The sequence below is a fragment of the Thalassospira sp. genome (assembly GCF_048059015.1).
Classification (GTDB): Bacteria; Pseudomonadota; Alphaproteobacteria; order Rhodospirillales; family Thalassospiraceae; genus Thalassospira.
On the sequence record NZ_JBLLNT010000007.1, the window covers coordinates 154814 to 177007 of the forward strand.

22 protein-coding genes are annotated in these 22194 nt (G+C 54.2%); 12 read left to right on the forward strand and 10 right to left on the reverse strand.

The annotated features are described in order from the left end of the window. Positions 1-40: 40 nt before the first annotated feature. The 3 genes from ACMZ66_RS11525 to ACMZ66_RS11535 all read right to left on the reverse strand — a co-directional run bounded on the left by ACMZ66_RS11525 (position 41) and on the right by ACMZ66_RS11535 (position 2359). Positions 41-286 (reverse strand): DUF2312 domain-containing protein, encoded by a 246-nt coding sequence (locus ACMZ66_RS11525; protein ID WP_007090950.1) that lies wholly within the window; start codon positions 284-286, stop codon positions 41-43. 101 nt (positions 287-387) lie between these two features. Then, positions 388-1557, reverse strand: coding sequence for a carboxylate-amine ligase (locus tag ACMZ66_RS11530; RefSeq protein WP_416937348.1), 1170 nt, complete (start codon positions 1555-1557; stop codon positions 388-390). A 1-nt stretch (position 1558) separates the two neighbouring features. Continuing rightward, on the reverse strand, positions 1559-2359 hold the full coding sequence (locus ACMZ66_RS11535) for an N-formylglutamate amidohydrolase (RefSeq protein ID WP_416937349.1): 801 nt from the start codon (positions 2357-2359) through the stop codon (positions 1559-1561). A 263-nt stretch (positions 2360-2622) separates the two neighbouring features. Here ACMZ66_RS11535 and ACMZ66_RS11540 point away from each other — a divergent pair, with 263 nt between their 5' ends. Next, the gene (locus tag ACMZ66_RS11540; RefSeq protein WP_416937350.1) at positions 2623-3372 is read left to right on the forward strand and encodes a FadR/GntR family transcriptional regulator; all 750 of its coding nucleotides are present in this window, start codon (positions 2623-2625) and stop codon (positions 3370-3372) included. A gap of 50 nt (positions 3373-3422) precedes the next feature. Further along, on the forward strand, positions 3423-4685 hold the full coding sequence (locus tag ACMZ66_RS11545) for a glycerate kinase type-2 family protein (protein WP_416937351.1): 1263 nt from the start codon (positions 3423-3425) through the stop codon (positions 4683-4685). A 33-nt stretch (positions 4686-4718) separates the two neighbouring features. Here ACMZ66_RS11545 and otnI read toward each other — a convergent pair whose 3' ends face one another. Both otnI and gcvA read right to left on the reverse strand, forming a co-directional pair. After that, positions 4719-5510, reverse strand: coding sequence for a 2-oxo-tetronate isomerase (gene otnI / locus ACMZ66_RS11550; RefSeq protein WP_416937352.1), 792 nt, complete (start codon positions 5508-5510; stop codon positions 4719-4721). A gap of 64 nt (positions 5511-5574) precedes the next feature. Continuing rightward, positions 5575-6483 carry a transcriptional regulator GcvA gene (gene gcvA / locus ACMZ66_RS11555; protein WP_416937353.1) on the reverse strand — a complete coding sequence of 303 codons (909 nt, stop codon included), beginning with the start codon at positions 6481-6483 and terminating at the stop codon, positions 5575-5577. 123 nt (positions 6484-6606) lie between these two features. Between gcvA and ACMZ66_RS11560 the strand changes: the two genes are divergently transcribed. Beyond that, a complete protein-coding gene (locus ACMZ66_RS11560; protein WP_416937354.1) occupies positions 6607-7296 on the forward strand; it encodes an FMN-dependent NADH-azoreductase in 690 nt (229 codons plus the stop codon). 49 nt (positions 7297-7345) lie between these two features. Here the strand turns inward: ACMZ66_RS11560 and ACMZ66_RS11565 are convergent, their stop codons facing one another. After that, positions 7346-8260, reverse strand: a complete 915-nt coding sequence (locus tag ACMZ66_RS11565; RefSeq protein WP_416937355.1) for a LysR family transcriptional regulator — start codon at positions 8258-8260, stop codon at positions 7346-7348. A 95-nt stretch (positions 8261-8355) separates the two neighbouring features. Here ACMZ66_RS11565 and ACMZ66_RS11570 point away from each other — a divergent pair, with 95 nt between their 5' ends. From ACMZ66_RS11570 to hemN, 3 genes are all read left to right on the forward strand, one after another. Continuing rightward, positions 8356-9372: an NAD-dependent epimerase/dehydratase family protein gene (locus tag ACMZ66_RS11570; RefSeq protein WP_416937356.1), complete on the forward strand. Its 1017-nt coding sequence runs from the start codon at positions 8356-8358 to the stop codon at positions 9370-9372. 69 nt (positions 9373-9441) lie between these two features. Continuing rightward, on the forward strand, positions 9442-9870 hold the full coding sequence (locus ACMZ66_RS11575; protein WP_416937357.1) for an HIT family protein: 429 nt from the start codon (positions 9442-9444) through the stop codon (positions 9868-9870). Between the two features lie 92 nt (positions 9871-9962). Further along, on the forward strand, positions 9963-11405 hold the full coding sequence (gene hemN, locus ACMZ66_RS11580; protein ID WP_416937358.1) for an oxygen-independent coproporphyrinogen III oxidase: 1443 nt from the start codon (positions 9963-9965) through the stop codon (positions 11403-11405). On the opposite strand, the gene ACMZ66_RS11585 is transcribed toward hemN, so the two are convergent. Next, entirely contained in the window at positions 11371-12195 is an 825-nt protein-coding gene (locus ACMZ66_RS11585) for an aldo/keto reductase (protein WP_416937359.1), read from the reverse strand. The two genes, hemN and ACMZ66_RS11585, sit on opposite strands and share 35 nt — an antisense overlap. A gap of 91 nt (positions 12196-12286) precedes the next feature. Beyond that, the gene (locus ACMZ66_RS11590) at positions 12287-13471 is read right to left on the reverse strand and encodes an MFS transporter (RefSeq protein WP_416937360.1); all 1185 of its coding nucleotides are present in this window, start codon (positions 13469-13471) and stop codon (positions 12287-12289) included. 147 nt (positions 13472-13618) lie between these two features. Between ACMZ66_RS11590 and ACMZ66_RS11595 the strand changes: the two genes are divergently transcribed. Together ACMZ66_RS11595 and ACMZ66_RS11600 are read left to right on the forward strand one after the other, a co-directional pair. Further along, positions 13619-14188 (forward strand): LysR family transcriptional regulator, encoded by a 570-nt coding sequence (locus ACMZ66_RS11595; protein ID WP_416937361.1) that lies wholly within the window; start codon positions 13619-13621, stop codon positions 14186-14188. Next, the gene (locus ACMZ66_RS11600; RefSeq protein WP_416937362.1) at positions 14148-14534 is read left to right on the forward strand and encodes a LysR substrate-binding domain-containing protein; all 387 of its coding nucleotides are present in this window, start codon (positions 14148-14150) and stop codon (positions 14532-14534) included. The genes ACMZ66_RS11595 and ACMZ66_RS11600 overlap by 41 nt, the downstream gene beginning before the upstream one ends. Before the next feature lie 7 nt (positions 14535-14541). Here ACMZ66_RS11600 and ACMZ66_RS11605 read toward each other — a convergent pair whose 3' ends face one another. Both ACMZ66_RS11605 and ACMZ66_RS11610 read right to left on the reverse strand, forming a co-directional pair. Further along, positions 14542-15492, reverse strand: coding sequence for an EamA family transporter (locus tag ACMZ66_RS11605; RefSeq protein WP_416937363.1), 951 nt, complete (start codon positions 15490-15492; stop codon positions 14542-14544). Between the two features lie 66 nt (positions 15493-15558). Continuing rightward, on the reverse strand, positions 15559-16566 hold the full coding sequence (locus tag ACMZ66_RS11610) for a mitochondrial fission ELM1 family protein (protein WP_416937364.1): 1008 nt from the start codon (positions 16564-16566) through the stop codon (positions 15559-15561). A gap of 350 nt (positions 16567-16916) precedes the next feature. Here ACMZ66_RS11610 and ACMZ66_RS11615 point away from each other — a divergent pair, with 350 nt between their 5' ends. The 4 genes from ACMZ66_RS11615 to ACMZ66_RS11630 all read left to right on the forward strand — a co-directional run bounded on the left by ACMZ66_RS11615 (position 16917) and on the right by ACMZ66_RS11630 (position 22185). Then, positions 16917-18854, forward strand: a complete 1938-nt coding sequence (locus ACMZ66_RS11615) for a sensor histidine kinase (RefSeq protein WP_416937365.1) — start codon at positions 16917-16919, stop codon at positions 18852-18854. Between the two features lie 47 nt (positions 18855-18901). Further along, complete coding sequence (locus ACMZ66_RS11620) at positions 18902-20284, forward strand: sigma-54-dependent transcriptional regulator (RefSeq protein WP_416937366.1); 1383 nt, start codon at positions 18902-18904, stop codon at positions 20282-20284. A gap of 286 nt (positions 20285-20570) precedes the next feature. Next, entirely contained in the window at positions 20571-21560 is a 990-nt protein-coding gene (locus ACMZ66_RS11625; protein ID WP_416937367.1) for a TRAP transporter substrate-binding protein, read from the forward strand. A gap of 43 nt (positions 21561-21603) precedes the next feature. Beyond that, entirely contained in the window at positions 21604-22185 is a 582-nt protein-coding gene (locus tag ACMZ66_RS11630; RefSeq protein ID WP_416937368.1) for a TRAP transporter small permease, read from the forward strand. The last annotated feature ends 9 nt before the right edge of the window (positions 22186-22194 follow it).

The following is a 22194-nucleotide window of genomic DNA, read 5'->3' on the forward strand; positions in this document are numbered from 1 at the left end:
GATGGGGCCCTTAAATCTATTGAAGTCCACTCAAAGCAGATCAGCTCATGCCAAGGGCACGCTTGTAGACTTCAAGAATTTCTTCCTGTTCGGTGCGCTCGTGGTCTTCCATTTTACGCAGACGGATGATCTGGCGCAGGATTTTCACGTCGTAACCAAGGGCCTTGGCTTCGCCATAGACTTCCTTGATGTCAGCCATCAGGTTGGCTTTTTCTTCTTCAAGGCGTTCGATACGCTCGACATAACTCGCAAGCTGATCGGCTGCGATACCACCGACTTCGGTCATCAATTCTTCTCCGATGATGGATTGCACAGCGGATATCCGGTGCGCGAAAATTTTAAATGCGGCGCGACGATACTCAATGCACTTCGCGCTGACAAGTGCCGTTACGACGCAGAACTTGATCCGGGCAATGTTTGATCAATCAGCATATCGGCCACCGCTACCAACGCATCCTGCGTGTTGGCACCGGTTTCGATCGCAGCGTTGAAAACTTCACGCTGGCGACGTGCGCTGGTGCCGCGATGAACAATCGTGCGGGCATGTTCGACTTCGGCAACGCAATCAAAGAACTCCGCATCCGGTCGGATCAGCTCAAGGATTTCTTCGACCAGGTCGGCATAAGGCATGATCTCGCCCCGGCCAAAATCAATCAGTCCGGCCTTGTCCCCCGCATCACTGCCATAACGACACGCCCGCCAGCGGTTTTCACGCACCAGCATGTTCGAATAGATCCGCCAACGTTGATTATTGCGGCGCAGACGATACAGCATCCGCATCACGCAACGCGTAATCGACGCCACACAAATGGCATCTTCAAGATCGGTGCAGACATCGGCAATCCGCATTTCAAGCGTCGGCCAACGATCACTCGGTCGCAAATCCCACCATAGCTTTGTGCCGTCTTCGATTACGCCAGCATTGATCAGCATATCGACATGACGACGATATTCAGCCCAGGAACCGAACACTTCAGGCAACCCGGTACGCGGCAAGTTATCAAACACAGATAGACGGAATGTCTGAAGCCCGGTGTCCCTGCCCCGCCAGAATGGGGAGCTGGTGGTAAGTGCCAGAAGATGCGGCAAGAAATAGCTCGCCTGTGCCATCAACTCGATCCGAAGATCATCATCCTCGATGCCGATATGCACATGCATGCCACAGATCAGAAGACGGTCCACGACGGTGCGCAAATCGCGCGCAATCGTGTTGTAACGTTCGCCGTCAGTATGTTTTTGATTGTCCCACTGCGCAAACGGGTGGGTCGATGCCGCGAGCAACGCCATGTCATATTTCGCCGCTACCTCTGACAGGCTGGTGCGCATATGAATAAGCTGCTCGCGTGCTTCTGAGGCCGAGTTGCAGACCTTGCTGCCGGTTTCGATCTGACAGCGCATGAACTCGCTGGAAACCTGATCGCCCAGCTTGGCCTTGGCGTCTTTAAGAAACTCGGGGGGCGGGTCCTTTGCAAGATCGCGGCTTTGGCGATCAACCAGCCAGAATTCTTCTTCTATGCCGATGGAAAATCCCGGCTCTTGCGCGCTGGCCCCTGCCAAATCAGTCTCTCCTGATCTTGTAAAGGTTTGGGTCGGCAAGAATGTCGACAAAGGCATCACCAAGGATCTTTGCCCATTTCTCGCAACCTTCATCAGTATCAATCAGATCCTGACGGATTTCAATCGACACACAGGGCAAACCACCGGCTTCACCGTGATGATCGATGGTGTAATCGGCCATATGCTGACCCGAATAAGGTTCGTTATCACCAATGGTCAAATCCGGGTTCTGTTCACGCAATTTGGCCAGAAGCGGCACCGGAATACGATCATCCTGATCCCAAAGAATGCCGATCTCCCACGGGCGTTCAAAGCCCTGGAATACCGGGGTGAAGCTGTGGATCGCGATCAAGGCCGGGACGATTTTATGGGCATGGAAATTCGCAATGCGTTCTTCGATTGCGCCGTGATAGGGCAGGAAAATCTCGCGAATACGTTTCATATGCTCCGTCGGCGAGACGTTCTTGTTGCCCGGAACAACGGTTTGATCGGCAATTTCGGGCATGCCGGTCGGGTCCCAAAGTTGACGGTTGCAGTCAATGACAAGGCGTGAATAGCCGCCCAGAACCGCCGGGCAATCAAACCGTTCAACCAGAATTTCGGTGACCTTGCGCGCGCCAATGTCCCAGCCGATATGACGTTTGCGCTCTTCCTCGGGCAGGCCAAGGGTGCCAAGGTTTTTCGGAATGGTGCGTGACGCATGATCACAAACAAAAAGCGAATGCCCCTTGCCTTCTTCGTTCAAAACTTCAAACGGGGCGGGATCATCTTGGCCCAACAAGGGCCCTGCCTGGTTACGCACGCGTATTCTCCTGAAATTCGGTGGTGTTGGTGACGGCGGGTATGGCCGAATGCGCGAACTGGTCATTTGTAGAACAGATGCAGCAATTTCGGCTTCTGTTGAACTATCAATTTATCTGCAATTAGACAAGATTGCCCTGCAATAAGCGCGAACTTGATGCATCACGCTTTGCGTATGGGTCAAACATCCCGTAAACTGGTATGACCATTATCGGGTTTCACCCGCAGCCTTGGCACAGAAAGAACGATTGGAGACAACCCAACATGCCGTCTGCCAAATCACTCTCGGCACAAGAGATCGAAGACGCCAAACGTCCCAAGCGCATTGCCGATCAGGTTGCCGACCAAATTCTTGAAAAGATTTCAGACGGAATATTCCTGCCCGGTGATCGCCTGCCTGGTGAACGCCAGCTTGCCGAAAGCATGAAGGTCAGTCGGGTTTCTGTACGCGCGGCCCTGCAAAAGCTTAAAACGCGCGGATACCTGCGCGCGGTTCAAGGCGGCGGCACCGAAATCCTGTCATCTACCGGGATTGATATGGATACCGCGATGACCGATCTGGTGCGCGATTCGATCAACAACCTGCGCGATCTTCAGGAAATCCGCTGCACGCTTGAAACCTGGGCGGCACGTCGGGCCGCAATTAATGCCAGTGACGAAGATATCAAACTTCTGCGCCTTGCCTTCCGTCAGGCGCATGATCCGCGACGTGCGGCAAAATACCGCGCGGATGATGACCATCGACTGCATATGATGATCGGCCGTGCGACCGGTTCGATCATCTATTACCACGTCATGAAAATGCTCCATGACGTGTTGCAAGCAGCCCTTACCGAAATCCGGTTCAATTCCATGACCGGTCCATCGTTTGATCGCATGGTGCAAGACCACCACCGCGACATCATCGAAGCAATTGCCGCACGTGATCCGGATGCCGCCGAAAAGGCAATGTCCAATCACCTTCAGGCGGTCCTCGACTTCTTTAAAACGGCCTCAGACAAACAGGCGACGTAATCGCCAAATCATAACGGCCGAGACCATAAATACATTCAGGGAAACCCAACATGACGACCTCGCGCGAGAAACTTTTGGCCTTGATGGATGCCGCCCTTAAGGCAGCAGACCCCGGGGTTCAAATCCCGCAAAACATGCCAAAACCGCCCAAGGGCAAAACCATTGTCATTGGCGCAGGCAAGGCATCGGCCAATATGGCGCGTGCGTTCGAACAAGCATGGCAAGGAGATCTCGAAGGTCTGGTAGTCACCCGCTATGGCCATGCCGTACCGTGCGAAAAGATCGAAATCGTCGAAGCATCCCACCCGGTTCCGGATGCCGCGGGCGAACAGGCCGCCAAACGCATCCTTGAAATCGTTAAAACCGCCGGCCCCGATGATCTTGTGGTTTGCATGATTTCCGGTGGGGGTTCAGCCCTTTTGGCCCTGCCCGGTCCGGGACTGACACTGGATGACAAGCAGGCCATCAACAAGGCCCTGCTGCGCAGTGGTGCGACGATTTCGGAAATGAACTGTGTGCGCAAACATCTTTCTGCGATCAAGGGCGGCCGACTGGCAAAGGCCGCGGCCCCCGCGCGTATGGTGACCTATCTGGTGTCCGATGTGCCCGGTGATGATCCGGCAATCATTGCGTCCGGTCCGACGGTTGCCGATCCGACCACGGGTCTGGAAGCACTTGAGATCATCCGTCACTATCAAATCGATATCCCACAGGCCGCCGAAGACCTTTTGCGCAGCACGGCAGATGAGACGGTAAAGCCTGACGATGCCTGCTTTGACGGACACGAAACCATTATGTTATCGCGCCCGCAAGACAGCCTTGAGGCCGCCGCATCCGTTGCCCGCAACATGGGTCTGACCCCGGTCATTCTGGGCGATGCCATCGAAGGCGAATCACGCGAAGTCGCCATCATGCATGCCGGGATCGCCCATCAGGTTGCCAATCATGGGCAACCTGCGCCCAAGCCCTGTGTGTTGTTATCGGGCGGGGAAACCACCGTCACGGTCCGTGGCAAAGGTGGCCGTGGCGGCCGCAATAGTGAGTTTCTTTTGGGCTTGTTGTTGCAGCTTCGAGATCAACCGGGCTTTAGCGCGCTTGCAATTGATACTGACGGCATTGATGGCAGCGAAGACAATGCCGGAGCCATCATTGATGGTACGAGCTGGGGCAAGGCTCAGAAACTTGGCATCGATCTTCGCGAATATCTTGCCAATAACGACGCCTATAGCGCCTTTGCCCGCATAGACGATCTCCTGATCACCGGGCCGACGTTGACCAATGTGAATGATTTCCGCGCGATCCTGATCGAGTAGAACGTACGTTTCGAGGTAAGAAAACCGACGGGCTTAGGCACCGGGTTTTGGCATCCAAGGCCGAACCCAGCCAAGCCCGTCTTCGGTTTTGCCATGCGGCTTGTATTCGCAGCCAATCCATCCCTCATATCCTATGCGATCGAGCATATAGAACAGGAATGGGTAATTGAGCTCGCCACTGTCGGGTTCATGACGGCCCGGTGCGCCGGCAACCTGTACATGGGCAATGCTATCAAGATGCTTGTCCAGACGCGCAGCAATATTCCCGCCAACAATCTGCGCATGATAGATATCGAACTGAAGCTTTAAGCGCGGATGATCAAGCTGATCGAGAATCACAGCCGCTTGCTCGATAGAATTCAGAAGGTAACCCGGCATATCAACCGGATTGATCGGCTCAATCAGGATATCGACACCGGCCTGATCGGCAAGATCGGCAGCATATAGCAAATTGTCGCAATAAAGCCTTGCGAGTTCGCCCGGGTCCTCATCCTTGCCCATCACGCCCGCCATGCAATGAAGCATCTTGCAATCGGTTGCTGCGGCATAATCAAGGGCCGTGACGACAGAATCGCGAAACTCATCTTCGCGTCCCGGACGGCACGCCAATCCACGATCGCCGGTTTCCCAATTCCCCGCTGGCAGGTTGAACAGGACCTGTTCCAAGCCATTATCGCTGAGCAGTGATTTTACAGTCGAAAGCGGCATGTCATAGGCGCCTATATATTCCACACCGACAAAGCCTGCCTCTGCCGCAGCAGCAAATCGCTTCTCAAACGGAAGATCGGCAAACAGAAATGAAAGATTGGCTGCAAAACGAGGCATGACACACCAGGAACAAGAATGAAGGGGCGCACATGGTTTCCCATGCAAGCCAGCAGGTCAATCGTCAATCGCTGGAAATCGCAAGTCTTTGAACCGTCGCCGCAATTTCTTCTGTGATCCATGCACCAAATGCCGCGACTTCGCGCGCATTCTGACCACGCCCCGTATGCACGAAATGATACTGATGGCCCGATATTTCCGGACCAAAGGGAACGGTCAAAAGCCCCGTCTCGATCTCGGTTTTTACCATTTCCGGACTGGCAAGAACCACACCCTGCCCGGCAATTGCCGCCTGAATGGCGTGCGTGTCATCAGAAAAGGTGATGCCATTTGAGGGCAGCCGACCAGTCATACCTGCTTCTTCCGCCCATCTTTGCCATGTCGGGGTCGCTTCATCACGCCGCAGCCAATCAAGATGCAGCAGCGTCGTCCGAGCAAGGTCTTCGGGCCGCTTCAATCCTAACGCGGGACTACAAAGCGGCACAAAGCTGTCGCAAAACATCGGCTCCGCCACAAGACCGGGATATGAACCCCGCCCATAGCGAATGGCGGCATCGGCAACACCACTTGCCAGATCAACCGCCTCGGTCGACGCGTGCAGGCGCAGATGGATATCCGGGTGCTTTTCCTGAAACCTTGCCAGTCTGGGCATCAACCATTTCGCAGCAAAGGACGGCAGGACCGAAACGGTCACACTGCGGGACGTCTTTTGATGTCGAACCCGATCAATCGCCGTGGCAAAGGATACAAATCCGTCGCGCAAGACCGGATAAAGCTCCTGCCCGGCGGCGGTCAGCACGACCTTGCGCGGCTGACGATCAAACAACCGCACGCCCAATGTTTCTTCAAGCAACCGGATCTGATGACTGATCGCCGTTGGCGTTACCGCGATTTCGGCTGCGGCATTCTTGAAACTTTGATGTCGTGCCGCGGCCTCAAAGGCACGCAGAGCAGCAAGGGGTGGTAAAGACATATGGATGAACTCAACTCATCTATTGGCTGAGGAATTCGATTTTGCCGGATCAGAAGAAACAGAGCAAACCTTATCTCCAGAACCGAAACACAGATGAACCATTTTCATCAGATGGAGAACAAGATGACCAAAATTCTTCATATCGACAGCAGCTCCCGCCCTGGACGCTCTGATCAAAAAGCGCATGGGTCCCACACGCGTCGACTAACCGCGCAATTCATGCAGAACTGGCTGGCAAAGCGCCCGAATACCGAAATCATCTATCGCGATGTCGGCGCAACCCCGCCGCAACCCACCACCGGCGACTGGGTGCATGCTGCCTTCACCAAACCCGACGACCGCGAAGACTGGATGCATGAAGCTTTGCTTGAAAGCGATCAGCTGGTTGACGAGCTTCTTTCTGCTGACATCATTGTCGCCGGGGTGCCGATGTATAACTTCGGCATGCCTGCACAGATGAAGGCTTGGGTCGATAACATCGTCCGCGTTGGCCGAACGTTCGGCTTTGACCGGTCGCGTGATGGTGTGCCCTATTGGCCAATGATCACCGATAACAAATCCATCGTCGTTTTATCTGCGCGCGGTGATTACGGCTACGACAAGGGTGGTCGAATTGATCATCTGAACTTTGTCGAACGCGGTGTATTCACCCCGCTTCAATATATCGGCATCACCGACCAGTACGGTGCGGCAATCGAATATGACGAGTTCGCAGATGACCGCACCCAAACATCGATCAAGCTCGCCGAACAAAAGGTTGGCGATCTTGTGGATCAGCTGATCGCCAAGCATGCCGCGATCAAGGTTGCCTGAAATTTGCGGCGGGATGGCCCAATCCTGTCCCGCCGTAACAAACCAATGTTCAGGCGTTCAAACTTTCGCGCCGATAAGCCTGCATACCGGCGACAAGTGCATCAAACACAACACGACACCGCAAATGATCGCGCAAGCCTTCATGCATGGTGACCCAGGTATCCAGTGCCATCGTGAAATCGGGCATAAGCCTTACACAGCCCGGTGTGCGCCGCGCCAAACCCAATTGACACAAAACGATCCCGAAACCTGCCCGCATCATGGCAAGTTGGGCGATATTGCTATCAACCCGCAGGGCAAAATGGGCATTAATTTCAGGCATGCGATCGACCATCGCCCGTACATCAGCACTCGCCGTATCAAAGCCGATCAGATCAAGCTGGCCCAATTCATGCCAACCGATTTCACCTTCTCTGCCCTGCCACCCGGTATGGGCAAGGTAATCTGTCATCGCATGAAAGCCGAGATCGATATTGCCAATATGCTTGCCAATCAATGCATCCTGATCTGGCGCAACCATGCGGACCGCGATATCGGCGTCACGCCGCAAAAGGTTCTCGACACGGTTTGACAGAACAAGTTCAATCTCAAGATCGGGATGATCGCGGCGAAGCTTTGTTATGATCGGTGGCAGGATTTCAACGCCAACAATTTCGGCTGCCGTCACCCTGACAGTTCCGCGTACAGAACCGATATCACCTCTTGCCGCGCGTCGAAGCCCGCGCGCCGCCGACTGAACCGCTGTTGCATGGGGTAACAAGGATATCGCCGTATCGGTTGGCACAAGACCCGCCTGTGATCGGGTAAACAGGACCACACCCAACTGATCTTGCAGCTCATCCGCATGCCGCCCGACCGTTGGCTGCGTCAGGCCAAGCACACGTGCAGCACCCGATAAGGAGCCACACTCCATCACCGCCATAAAGGTCCGATACAGGTTCCAGTCGGGTTCATTTCTATCCATACATTTTTGTATAGCATGAAAACACATTTATAGAATGTTGTTTTATCCGACCCGCTTCTATCCTTCGCCCATCACACATGTCGGAGGATTGAGCCATGTCGAAAAATGAAACCAGAACCGCATTGGTCATCGGCGCCAATGGCGGGATCGGAAGCGAAGTTTCCGCCGCATTGCTGCGGCGTGGGTGGAACATCCGTGCACTGGTTCGCACTGCTCCAAAACCAAAGGCCCATGTGCCGCGTGATCGGATTGACTGGCGTATGGGTGATGCAATGTCTTCCGATGACGTCTTGAATGCCGCGCGCGGTGTTGATACCATCATCCATGCTGTGAACCCGCCCGGATATCGCAACTGGCAACAACTGGTTTTGCCAATGCTTGATAACACCATCCGGGCCGCCATCGTGAACAAGGCACGCATCGTCCTTCCCGGCACGGTCTATAACTTCGCCCCGGAGACACTGGAAAATGTGACCGAAGACAGCCCGCAACATCCAAGAACCCGCAAAGGCGCCATTCGGGCCGAAATGGAACGGCGCTTGGAGAACGCGACGACGAACGGTGCAAAAGCACTGATTGTCCGCGCCGGGGATTATTTCGGCGCCAATGCGGGCAACAACTGGTTTTCGCAGTGCCTTGTCAAACCGGGCAAGAAAGTCTCGGCAATCACTTATCCCGGCAAAGCGGGCATCGGCCATCAATGGGCCTATTTGCCAGATGTCGCGGAAACCATGGCACGGTTGCTTGATCATGAAACCGAAATCGAACCATTTGCGCTCTTCCATATGGAAGGCCATTGGGACCATGACGGCACACAAATGATCAATGCCATGCAGCACTGCGTCGGGCGAAAGCTTTCAATCCGCCGTCTGCCCTGGCCCCTGATCAATCTGTTGCGACCGATCTCGTCGTTCTGTCAGGAGGCATCAGAAGTCCGGTATCTGTGGCAACATGGCTACAAGATGGACAATCACGCATTGATCTCCATCCTTGGTGAAGAGCCCCGCACGGATCTGATCACTGCTGTAGGCACCAGTCTGAACGCCCTTGGCTGTATTGAAGATGTGGACAGTTATGAGCTCAACGAAACATCTCGCACCCAAACCGCATAAGGATTTCAAGACATTCAAAGGCGTTGTCGCTATAACGTCTTCGCGACTTTTTCAGGAACGAGGATATCGATGAACAACGCCTTTACCCTTCATCCGCAACTTGCCGCTGATACGACATTGGTGACCGATGGCCCGCTATCGCATGTTCTTTTGATGAATGATGCGCGTTATCCGTGGCTGATCCTGGTGCCCAAGCGCCACGATCTTGTTGATTATGATGACCTGAGTGCCGAGGACCGCGTCACCCTTGGCAACGAAGCCGCCGCTGTTTCAAAGGTCATCAAGCGCCGCTTTGAAGCCTATAAAACCAATGTCGCCATGCTGGGTAATATGGTGCCGCAACTCCATTGCCATGTGGTCGGCCGTTTCAAGGATGATCCGGCGTGGCCGGGCCCGATCTGGGGCGTTGGCACGGCTGAACCCTATGAAGAAGATGCCGGGCGTGATCGACTGGCCACCCTGCGTGCCGATCTGATTTCGGCCTTCAAACATCTTTGATGGGCTAAATTTGCGCGCTTGAGGCAAATCAAGGCGCGCTAAATTGGAATAATGCAAAAGACGGACAGAACGAATTATTCGGGATGTCCGTCATGCAGCTTGCGCTCTACGAAAAATACGATCTACGACTGCCGCGCTATACCAGCTACCCCACCGCACCGCATTTCCATGCAGGTGTTAATGGATCGGTATTTGAAGGCTGGCTTGGTGACCTTGATCCCGAACAGCCCCTATCGCTTTATCTGCATGTCCCCTATTGCGAGGAAATGTGCTGGTTCTGCGGCTGTAACACCAAAATCACCAAGCATTACAAACCGATTATCAATTATGTCGACGCGCTACTGACCGAGATTAAAAGCACGCTTGGCAAATTGCCTGCTGGCAGACGGTTTGGCGTATCGCACATCCATTTTGGCGGCGGCAGCCCGACCATCCTTAAGGCTGATGATCTGCGCAAGATCATGAACACCATCCGTGAATGGCTTGAGATCCGCCCTGATGCCGAAATCGCCATTGAAATGGATCCGCGCACGGCGACAGACGAATTCATGGATGCCATGATCGAATGCGGCTTTAACCGTGCCAGCATCGGCATTCAGGACTTTAACAGTGACGTTCAGCGATCCGTTAATCGCATTCAAAGCTTCGAACTTGTGCGCGATGTGATCGCCAAACTGCGTGATCGCGGTATTCGCGGCATCAATGTTGATTTGATGTATGGCCTGCCCAATCAGACCCTGAAAACACTTCGCGAAACCGTTGATCAGACCGTATCGCTGTGCCCGGATCGCTTGTCGGTCTTTGGCTATGCTCATGTGCCCTGGATGAAAAAGCACCAGCAACTAATCCCGACCGAAACCCTACCCAACACGCAGGAACGCTGGGCACAATACGAAGAAATCCAAACCCGCCTTGCCAAGCACGGTTATGCCGCAATCGGCCTTGATCACTTCGCCCATCAGGCCGACAGCATGGCGATTGCGCTCAAGGACGGAAAACTGCACCGCAACTTCCAAGGCTACACGACCGATCGCGCCGACGCCCTGATCGGCTTTGGCCCATCGGCGATCTCATCCCTGCCACAGGGCTACGCACAAAACGATCCTGCCCTTGCCCGCTGGCAACGCGCAGTCGAGGACGGCAAATGTGCGATTGAAAAGGGCATCGAACTGTCAGCCGAAGACAAACTTCGCCGGGCAATCATCAATGAGCTGATGTGCAATCTGGCTGTGAACCTTGATGATATATGCGCTGAACATAACACATCAGCAGATCGCTTCGCCCCCGGCCTTGATCGCATCCGCGCGATGAGCAGTGATAATATCGCCAATGTTAACGGCAGTCACATTGAATTGACTGAATTGGGGCGTCCGTTGGTCCGCGCGGTATGTGCCGCCTTTGACTATATCTTGACCCGCAGCACGGCCGACATTCACAAGCAGTCTGAATCTCCACACCCAAAAAGGGGCCGATTGGCCCCTTTCTCGTGTGATCACTGCGTCAGTCCCAGTCGGGTGCGAGACCATCCGGGCTGACAATCCGGCCATTTTCATCGGCCAGATCATGAATGGCCTGCATCTGTTCGCCGGTCAGTTCAAAATCAAAGATGTCAAAGTTTTCAAGGACGCGTGCATCGCCAACGGTTTTGGAAAGCGCGATGACGTTGTTCTGCTCAATCACCCAGCGCAAAACAATCTGCGCGACGGATTTACCCTGATCCGCGGCAATTGCCTTGAGTGTATCATTCTCAAACACCTTGCCATCGGCCATCGCATAATAGCCCGTCAGGGACATACCAAGTTGATTGGCGGCCTTCATGACAACCGACTGATCAAGGAACGGGTGATACTCGACCTGGTTGGTCACAATCGGCGCATCTGAAAGCGATACGGCTTCACTCATCAGGGCCGTATTGAAATTACTGACACCGATATGACGTGTTTTACCGGCCTTCTGGACCTCGTTCAGCGCACCGATTTGCTCTGCCAAAGGCACATCATTGTTCGGCCAATGCAGAAGCAACAAATCAACATGGTCGGTCCGAAGCTTGCGCAGGCTTTCATCAACAGAGGTGATGAATTCATCATGTCGATAATTGCTGACCCAGACTTTGGTGGTCAGGAAAATGTCCTTGCGTGGCACGTCAGACATCTCGATTGCTTCGCCAACCGCGGCTTCGTTTTCATAGATCTGCGCGGTATCGATGTGGCGAAACCCGGTTTCAAGTGCCTTCGGAACGATCCGTTTCACATCGTCTTCGGCGATACGAAACGTCCCAAATCCAAGGGCTGGAATGGTTGCACCATTTGTTTTCACATCAAACATTGTTCAAACCTTTTGTTCAAGGGTCTGTTTTCGAAACATCACACGGATGATTTCGTTCCAAAAAAGTTGAGGTTTCTTTGGAGGCAGTTGCTCATTCGGCAGGTTGCAAGCGGCCAACATCACGACGCTCAAGCGATCCGCTTAGCCGCGTCAGTCCAAGGGCAATAACAACCAGAATGGCACCGATCCAAGGCGTTGCACCAAGACCAAGGCTTGATGCGACAACTTGCCCGCCAATCCACGCGCCCAGCGCAATGCCCAGATTGAAAGCGGCAATGTTAAGCGCAGAGGCAACATCAACGCCGCCCGGTCGGTGTTGCTTGGCAAGTTGCACGACATAAAGCTGAAGCCCCGGGACATTGGCAAATTGCAGGAAACCAAGGGCTCCGAGTGTCATGATTGCTGCAACCGGCGAAATCGCGGTAAAGCTGAACAGGACAAGGACAGCGGCCTGCAGAACAAACAGGATGCTAAGCGCACGGACCGGATTACGGTTGGCAAGTTTGCCGCCAACAATGTTGCCGATTGCAATCGCAACACCATAGAAAATCAGGATCAGACTGACCGAGCTTTCAGCAAAACCGCTGATTTCCTGAAGAATCGCAGACAGATAGGTAAAGGCAACAAAGGTCCCGCCATATCCAAGGGCGGTCATGCCATAGACAATCAACAACCGTGAACTGCCCAGGACACGGACCTGTTCCATGATGGTGGTTGCCTCGCCGCGTTTAAGGTTACCGGGCAACAAGGCCGCGATCCCGACAAAGGAAATCAGCCCCAGCAGAGAGACACCCCAAAATGTCGCACGCCAGCCAAACATCTGACCGATGAAGGTTCCCAAAGGCACACCTGTCACGATGGCAACAGTAAGCCCCATGAACATCATGGCAATGGCGGACGCCCGACGGTCTTCCGGCACAAGATCAGCAGCAATTGTCGCCCCGACGGAAAAGAACACACCATGGGCAAACGCTGCAATCACACGCGCAACCAGCAGCATCTCGTAAGTCGGGCTGATCGCAGCAACGCCATTCCCGATCACAAACAGCCCCATCAATCCCAGCATCAGGGATTTTCGGTTCATTCCGCCGGTAAGGGCTGTCAGAATTGGTGCGCCAAACGTCACACCAAGCGCATAGACACTGACAATTAAACCTGCCATCGGCAGGGTCACAGCAAGATCGTTTGCAACAGTTGGCAAAAGCCCGACAATCACAAACTCCGTTGTGCCGATTGCATAAGCTGCAATCGTCAACGCAAACAAGGCAAGTGGCATTCAAATTCTCCTTCCGCGCACAGGGCGGATCATGGTTTTCATCGGGATGACCCCGGAATTTGAAGCGACTATGCCAAGCTAATCCTTGCGCGATAATCCAGATTGCGCGACAACCATATGTGAATTCAATTCAAAGAAGAGGCCACATTGGATAACCGTGCGGGTGAAATGGAGACCTTTATCAAGGTCGTCGAACATGGGAGCTTTTCCATGGCCGGGCGGGATTTGCACATGTCGCCATCTGCGGTCAGCAAACTCGTCACCCGCATTGAAGACCGATTGGGCACACGGCTGATCGTACGATCGACCCGGCAATTACAACTCACCCCGGAAGGTGAGCTTTACCTTCATCGGGCGCGCACCATCCTTGATCAGATTGACGAGACGGACCGACTGATCGCTGGTGGTGGCCATGTCGCGCCACGTGGCAGACTTTGCATCAATGCATCTGTTGCCTTTTCCGAGGTCTTCATTGTGCCGATCCTGCCCGATTTCTTGCGCGAATATCCCGACATCGAAGTCGACCTGACCCAGACAGACGGCATTGTCGATCTGCTGGAAGAACGTGCTGACATCGCGATCAGATCGGGCGGACTTCCCGACTCAAACCTGATGGCGCGCAAGCTTCTTGAAACCAAACGCATGATCGTGGCCGCCCCGTCCTATCTGGAGGAATTTGGCACGCCAGAAGTCTCCGTCAGACCTGGGCAATCATAATTGCCTGCGGTTTAACTTTATCAAGGGACGCAATTTCTGGCCGTTCACCGATCCTGATACAGGTCGTCAGTTCGACCAGACAATCAAGGGCGAGTTCCTGGGCAATAGTGGCCCCTTGGTCAAGGCGATGGCAGTTGCTGGCATTGGCATTGCCAGGATTGGCGCCTTTCACGTTAACGATGAAATCAAGCGCGGTGAGCTTGTCGAAATCCTGCCTGAATGGACCAGCACAGATATGGAAACGGTTCATGCCGTTTGGGCAGGCCACGAACATCTGGCAACCCGTATTCGCGCCTTTATCGATTTTCTTGCCAAAAACATGAAGACAGCCAATCAGTCAGACTGAGAAGCCATCAAGCACTCTTGCGCAGCGTCAGGATGACGATCCCGCAAATCACGATTGCCCCGCCGACCATCTGGATCGGGCTGATCATTTGGCCAAGCACGACCCAGCCAAACAGCAATGTGGCAATCGGTTCCATATTCATCACCGATGCGTTGCGCGCCATATTCAGGCGCGGCACGGTGATGAACAGAACGGAAAACGCCCCGCCATAAAGCAACACCAGAACCGCCAAACCGATCCAGCCCGGCACAGCTTGTGGCAATGCCATCCCGCCTGGCAGGACTTCGCCAATACCGGCAATGATCATGGCGATGAAGACCACCAGCATGGTGAACATCGATCGGACCGATCCGTTTAACGTCGCCAGTTTGTGATCGGTCACCCAGAACGCCACAGACAATGCAGTTGCCGCCATCAGGGCAAAACCGATCCCAAGCCACCAGTCATCGGTAACCGTAACGCCCCCGCCAAGAATTCCCGGCAGATCAAGTGCCAGAACAAGCCCCGACAGGATAAACAGCATCAAGGCGGTTGCCTTTAATGTCGGGCGCGGCCCACCCAGCCCCCAAGTCAGAAGGGCCAGAATGATCGGGAAGCTATTGGCGGTCAGTAGTGCCAAGGCCACCGGCACACGCGCCACCGCCGAATAAAGACACAGGCTCTGGATCGTGATCATCAATCCTAAAACAAACTGCCACCGCCGCGATCCGCTGGGCAAACGAATGGAATGACGCTGGATACTGACAATCACGGCAAGGATCGCAAGTGCCACACCCGACCGGCATAGGACGGCGAGCAACAACCCGGTCCCGTTTTCAAATGCCAGACGGGCGGCCACATGATTGCCCGCAAAGCAGCAAGCAACCGTCGCCAAAATCATCACGGCAATCTGACGTGGGAAATGTTGGGGGCTATTGTCCGTATGACCTGATGTCAGGTTGGAACGGGGCGCAGACATGGATATGGATCCCATATGAAGTGGAGCCATCCGAATAGACCCCAGAACATCATGGGAAACAAGAACTTATGCACTATCCTGATGTGCAGGTGCGCTTAGCAATTCAAGACAGCGTTGCGCGACAAGACGGGCTGGCTGTAGCGATTCATGTTTGAACGGCACCAGTTCGGTATTGGTCAAAATCGGCCGGGCATACTCGCCCTCATAAAGCGATTGATGCAATCGCTTGTGCCGTTCATTTGCCAATCCTTCGGGCGCATAGATGTAAACACCACCGGGTGCCGCCGCAGCTTCGCAGCACATCGAAACGGAATCACCCGTGACAACCAAAACATCCGCCAACGCAAGATACCCGAAATACGGGTTCTCGTCCTGCCCCATCCAGTCATGCAGATGATAAGGAAGGCCCGAATTTGCCAAACGATCGGCAATCAGCTCTTCGTTTTCCTGACCGGTTCGGCGGCTTGTGGTCACCAAAAGGCTCCCGTCCACCGCACGCGCCGCATCAATCGCGCGCGTGATCAGCTCGTCCGCCATATCCTTGGTAAAGGTCGTTTTCTTGGTGCTGCCACCAATGATCAGCGCGATCTTTGGTCCGGGCAGACCTTTGAAATGCGGGCGCCATGTATCGGCCTCGACCAGCAATCTGGTTTCGGTCACGCGGTGCGGGGCGCCGGGAATTTCAAGGATGTTTTCGCGGATCGACATCTGGTCATGGGCCGGAACGGCGATCAGATCAAAGGCGCTTTCGCCGCTATCGGGGCGCATGATTTGACAAATGCGGGTGTGCCCACGGCTTTGTTTTTTGATCCAGCGCGCCACGGGTGCGGTCCTGCGTCCGGCTGAAATCACAAGATCGGGCCAGGGTGCAACAAGCCTTGCGCGCGATGCCTCATCAACACCCAAAAGGCTGGCACGACGGATGATGTTTGGAAGACGGACAAACTTGGTATAACCGATATCAACCCGTTTGAAGGGTTGTGCCAATGCCTCTGCGACACCAATTGCCTGATTGATATTTCCGGCGCGATCATCGGCCAGAACCCAGATCAGATGTGTGTCTTGGTCGGTCATTCAGGGCGCTTTCCTGATTTGATTATTGCTTTTGACAGTGACCGGTATCAGATCAAGGCCAAGGAATGCACCAAGCTCTATGGTCCCTTCCCTGATAGGTACAATCAGACGAGGTGATTATCAAGCATGCGACGAAAGTCTCCATGCAAAACAGTCCCAGCACACGCAAATTTAAGCTGGGCATTGAAATAGTTTTGTAATCTAATCGCGAAGCACCACCTATCCTTTAGTGTGGGTCGATACCAAATCCAGCGTGGACACAAATGCTAAGTACTTCGGTTTCGGTCAAAAGAGCATCTCGGATTGTCCTGTGCGCTTTGCTTGCCCTCCTGCCAGTCACAGTCTGGCTGGTGACGGAGTTTTGGCGTGAAGCCAAACTTGTCGACATCACCGAAGATGGCCGCAACAAGCTTGAACTCTATCGCTCCAACCTTCAGGGCGCGATCAAGGAACACGAATATCTGCCGATCACGCTGGCATCTGACAAACGCATCATTGATCTTGCCCTTTATGCCGATCCGGCCAATGCCGCGGCGGTAAATGTCTATCTGGAAAAACTTGCTGCCGACAGCGGCGCATCAGACATTTATTTCATGGATGGATCCGGCACGACGATTGCTGCAAGCAACTGGAACAGTCAGGCATCCTTTATCGGGCGGAACTTTTCCTTCCGTCCCTATTTCCAGCAGGCACGAAGCGGCGTCACTGGTCATTACTTTGCCTTTGGCATCACATCTAACGTTCCGGGCTATTATATCTCTCACCCGGTCCGCCCGGATGGATCGACCTTCGCCGGTGCGGTGATTGTCAAAACCCATCTGGAAACACTGGTGCAACGCTGGACGCGCGGCAGCGAAAGCGTTCTGGTCACCGACCAGAACGGTATTGTCATCATCGCATCCCATCCGGAATGGCGGTTCCGTGATCTGGCCGGGCTGACACCAAAGGATCGCCCGCGCATCATCGCATCGCGCAAATATGGCGACTACCCGCTTGATCCGATGCCGTTGCTTGATGGCACATGGCCGATGGATGACGATCTTGGCGTACTCAGCCTCAGCGGATCGCAAAAAAGCGCAACGGGCGAAGTATCGCCAACCGTGATTGACGATGCCAATCCAATTTCTGGCACCCGCGAGGCCGCAAGACCCGAACAAGCAAAGACCACCTATCTTGTCACCGGAAGCACCCTGCCAGCCCAAGGTTGGCGGATGTATCTGTTGACCGACAAGTCATCGCTTGATCGATCGGTGATCTCTGCCGGATTGATGGGCGGTGCGGCCCACATCATCCTGACCGGCCTGATTTTCATCATCCTGCAGCGTCGCCGCGCGATGCTTGAACAGCTTGAAATCCGTGACTGGTCACAACGCGAACTTGAACGTCAGGTTCGGTTGCGTACTACCGACCTTATGAGCACCAACTTGCGTCTGGCACAGGAAATCACCGAACGTTCGCGCACCGAAGATGCTCTTCGATCTGCCCAGGCGGAACTGGTTCAAACCAGCAAGCTTGCCGCCCTTGGTCAGATGTCGGCCGGGATCGCGCATGAAATCAACCAACCCCTGACCGCCATTCGAAGCTATGCGGAAAACGCGCTTAAATTCATCGAGCGCGGCAACAGCGATACCGCCAATCGCAACCTGCAGCGCATTTCGGAACTGACCGACCGCATGGGGCGGATCACCAACAACCTCAAAACATTCTCGCGCCGGCCTGAACGCGATATTCAGCCAGTTGATGTGCCCAAGCAAATGCAAAAGGCCATCGATCTTGTGCTCGAAACCGGGCGTGCGGGGCTGACCAACATCACCCTAACCCATGATGACGATCTTAAACCCGTCATTGCCGAAGCCAACCAGCTGACCCAGGTCTTTACCAACCTGATCAACAATGCCGCTGATGCCTGCCAGAATGTTGAAAATGCGCAGATTGATGTCGGAATCACCGCGCGCGAAGACCGCGTTCTGGTCAAGGTCAATGATAACGGCCACGGCATTCTGCCAGATAACCTACCGAAATTGTTTGATCCGTTCTTTACTACAAAGCCATTTGGCGATGGCTTGGGACTAGGTCTTTCGATTTGTTATGGCATCATCCGAAGCTTCGGCGGAACCATACGTGCGGAAAACCGCCCAAATGGTGGCGCGTCCTTCATCATCGAGTTGCGCCAGGAAGGTGCCAATGATGATGAGGCTGAAAACAGTAGCTCGACGGGGCTTGATGTGCCTGTTACAACATTTGGTAAAACCGCCTCATACGTTGAGGCCCATAAGGATCAGGCATAAGTGGCTTTATGACACCCTGATCCGGTTCAGGGTCAAAGGAATAGCCAGTGCCGACAACATCCGATAGCGTTCTGTTTGTTGATGATGACGCAGATGTGCGTGAAGCCGCACAGCAAACGCTTGAACTTGCCGATATCCATGTTGAAGCCTATCCCGATGCTGCCTCGGCCCTTGGTCGCCTGCGCAAAGGATGGGCGGGCGTTGTTATTTCTGACATTCGCATGCCCAGGATGGATGGCCTGGAATTCCTGACCGAAGCCAAAAAGATCGATCCGGAAATGCCGATCATCATGGTTACCGGCCATGGCGATGTTGCAACCGCGGTCAAGGCAATGCATGCCGGTGCGTTTGATTTCATCGAAAAGCCCTATGCCCCGGATCTGTTTGTCGACATTACCAAGCGGGCGATGGCCCATCGCAAGCTGATCCTGGAAAATCGCACGCTTAAGATCGAACTTGCAAAACACAGCAAGAACGCATCGGACTTCATTGGCCGCAACCCGGCGATGGAAAAGCTCCGCACCCTGATTGGCAACATCGCCAGCACCAATGCCCACGTCCTGATCAATGGCGAAACCGGATCGGGCAAGGAAGTGATTGCGCGCAACCTCCATGAAATGTCGGGCCGCACCGGCCCGTTCGTTGCAGTCAATTGCGGCGGCATGCCTGAACACCTGATTGAGTCCGAGTTGTTTGGTCACGAAGCCGGGGCCTTTACCGGGGCGGATCATAAACGCATTGGCAAGTTCGAATTCGCCGACAAAGGCACGATTTTCCTCGATGAAATCGAAAGCATGCCCTTGGCATTGCAGATCAAGCTTCTGCGTGTCTTGCAGGAACGTGCGCTGGAACGGTTGGGATCAAACAGGCTGCAGCCGATTGACCTTCGGGTGGTTGCCGCGACCAAAACCGACCTTCGCGAAGCCTCATCACGCGGCGCGTTCCGCGAAGACCTTTATTATCGCCTCAATGTCGTACAGCTGCATATCCCGCCCTTGCGCGATCGCAAGGATGATATCCCGCTGCTTTTGGAATATTTCACCCGCGATGCCGCCAAACGGTTTGAACGTAGTGTCAATCCGGTGACACCGGCCGAGATGGCGCAATTCACCGCCCATGATTGGCCCGGCAATGTGCGCGAGTTGCGCAATGCTGCTGAACGGCGTGTTCTGGGTCTTGATCCGCTGGCAAGTGGATCGGACACCCCCGGCCCATCTGCCATGCCCCTGCCCCAACAGGTTGAGGCATTTGAAAAAAGCCTGATTATCGAGGCCCTTCGTGAGTATGGCGGCAATGTCACCGCCACAGTCAGCGCACTTGGTGTGCCGCGCAAGACCTTCTATGACAAGCTGACCAAATACGAAATCACCCCCGCAGAATTCCGGCGATCACGCAGTGCCACGGACAACGATCCAGAGCCCGTCAGTTAGACGGGCTTTTTTCTTATCTGCGCAGGAAAACACGTTCGAACATTGTGCGGACAACCACACATCGCGTGAAATTTTATGTGTGGAACAGGCGACAAATCAGCATTTTATGCTGCATCGCAGCAACCGGAAAACCCCATCAAACCACTGATATTAAACAACAAATATACATTCTTCAAAACTGGCCCACGCCTTGCTGATTACGGCACAGCGCCATAAGGCGTTTTACAACGACGCCACAAAAGGCGCGCTTACGGGAAAACGCATAATCAAAAAGGGAGACATTTTGATGCGTCCGATTACCAAACATATCCTCGCAGCAGGCGTAGCAGCAGCAGCCCTCATGGGCACCAACATGGCATCCGCACAGGAAATCATTAAATTCGCGCACGTCGTTGCTCCGAACACCCCGAAGGGCCAGGGTGCGGAATACTTCAAGAAACGTGCAGAAGAAATTCTTGGCGACAAGGTTGTCGTTGAAGTTTACCCGAACTCGCAGCTGTTTGATGACGACAAGGTTCTTGCCGCCATCCTGCGTGGTGACGTTCAGTTTGGCGCACCGTCGCTTGCGAAATTTGGCAAATGGACCAAAAAACTGCAGGTCTATGATCTTCCGTTCCTGTTCAAGGACATGGATGCGGTTACCTGCTTCCAGGACGGTGCCAAAGGTCAGGAACTTCTGAATGCGATGTCGTCCAAAGGCCTTACCGGTGTTGGTTACTGGCACAACGGTCTGAAGCAGCTGTCGGCGAACAAGCCGCTGCGCGCACCGGCAGATGCTGCTGGTCAGAAATTCCGTATTCAGTCTTCTGACGTGATTGCCGCACAGTTCGAAGCCATCGATGCTGTTCCGCAGAAAATGGCGTTCTCTGAAACCTATTCGGCGCTGCAGACCGGCGTTGTTGATGGTCAGGAAAACACCTGGTCGAACATCTATTCGAAGAAATTCTTCGAAGTTCAGGATTACATCACTGAATCCAACCACGGCCTGCTCGACTACATGGTCGTCACCTCGACCAAATGGTGGGACGGTCTGGACCCGGAAATCCGCGCTGGTCTGAGCCAGGCAATGAAAGAAGCATCAGAATTTGCCAACAACCTGTCGGCAGATCTGACCGCGGAACAGCGTCAGGCAGTTATTGATTCTGGCGAAACCGAAATCCTGCAGCTGTCAGGCGAAGAATTCGCAAAATGGCAGACCGCAATGAAGCCGGTTTGGGATGAGTTCTCTGGCGATATCGGCCAGGACATCATCGAAGCCGCTGCTGCGTGCAACTGATCCGTTCTTTTTTCCCAACATCATCGGAAAAGGGCCGTTCAAGATGATCTCAACGGTCGTTAACCGGCTGGAGGAGGGCATTATTGCCCTCCTACTCGCCTCTATGACGTCGCTTACCTTTGTGAACGTCGTCATGCGTTACGTGTTCAATTCCGGCCTGACATGGGCGCTGGAAATCACGGAATTCCTTTTTGCCTGGCTGATCCTGTTTGGCATGTCCTACGGGGTCAAGGTCGGCTCGCACATTGGTGTGGACGCCCTTGTGCGTCTGTTCCCGGCACGCGTTCAACGCGTTATCGGCCTGATCGTCGTTGCAGCAGGCCTTCTTTATTCAAGCTGGTTGGTTATTGGCGGCTGGGAGCTCGTCAGCTTCAACCACATGCTTGAGATGGAAGCCGAAGACAGCCCGATCATGCTGTGGTTCGTCTATCTGATCATGCCGGTTGGTGCCGCACTTTTGGCATTCCGCCTGGCACAGGTTGGCTGGCGCATCGTCACGGGCAAACAGGTCGGCTTTAATCTGGCTGACGAAGCACGCGAAGCCATTGACCAGCTTGCACAGGCTGGCAGTGCTGCCGCAGCGGATCATGATAAATCCGCCAACGCTTCAACGCCGAAATCGTAAGCCGGACGG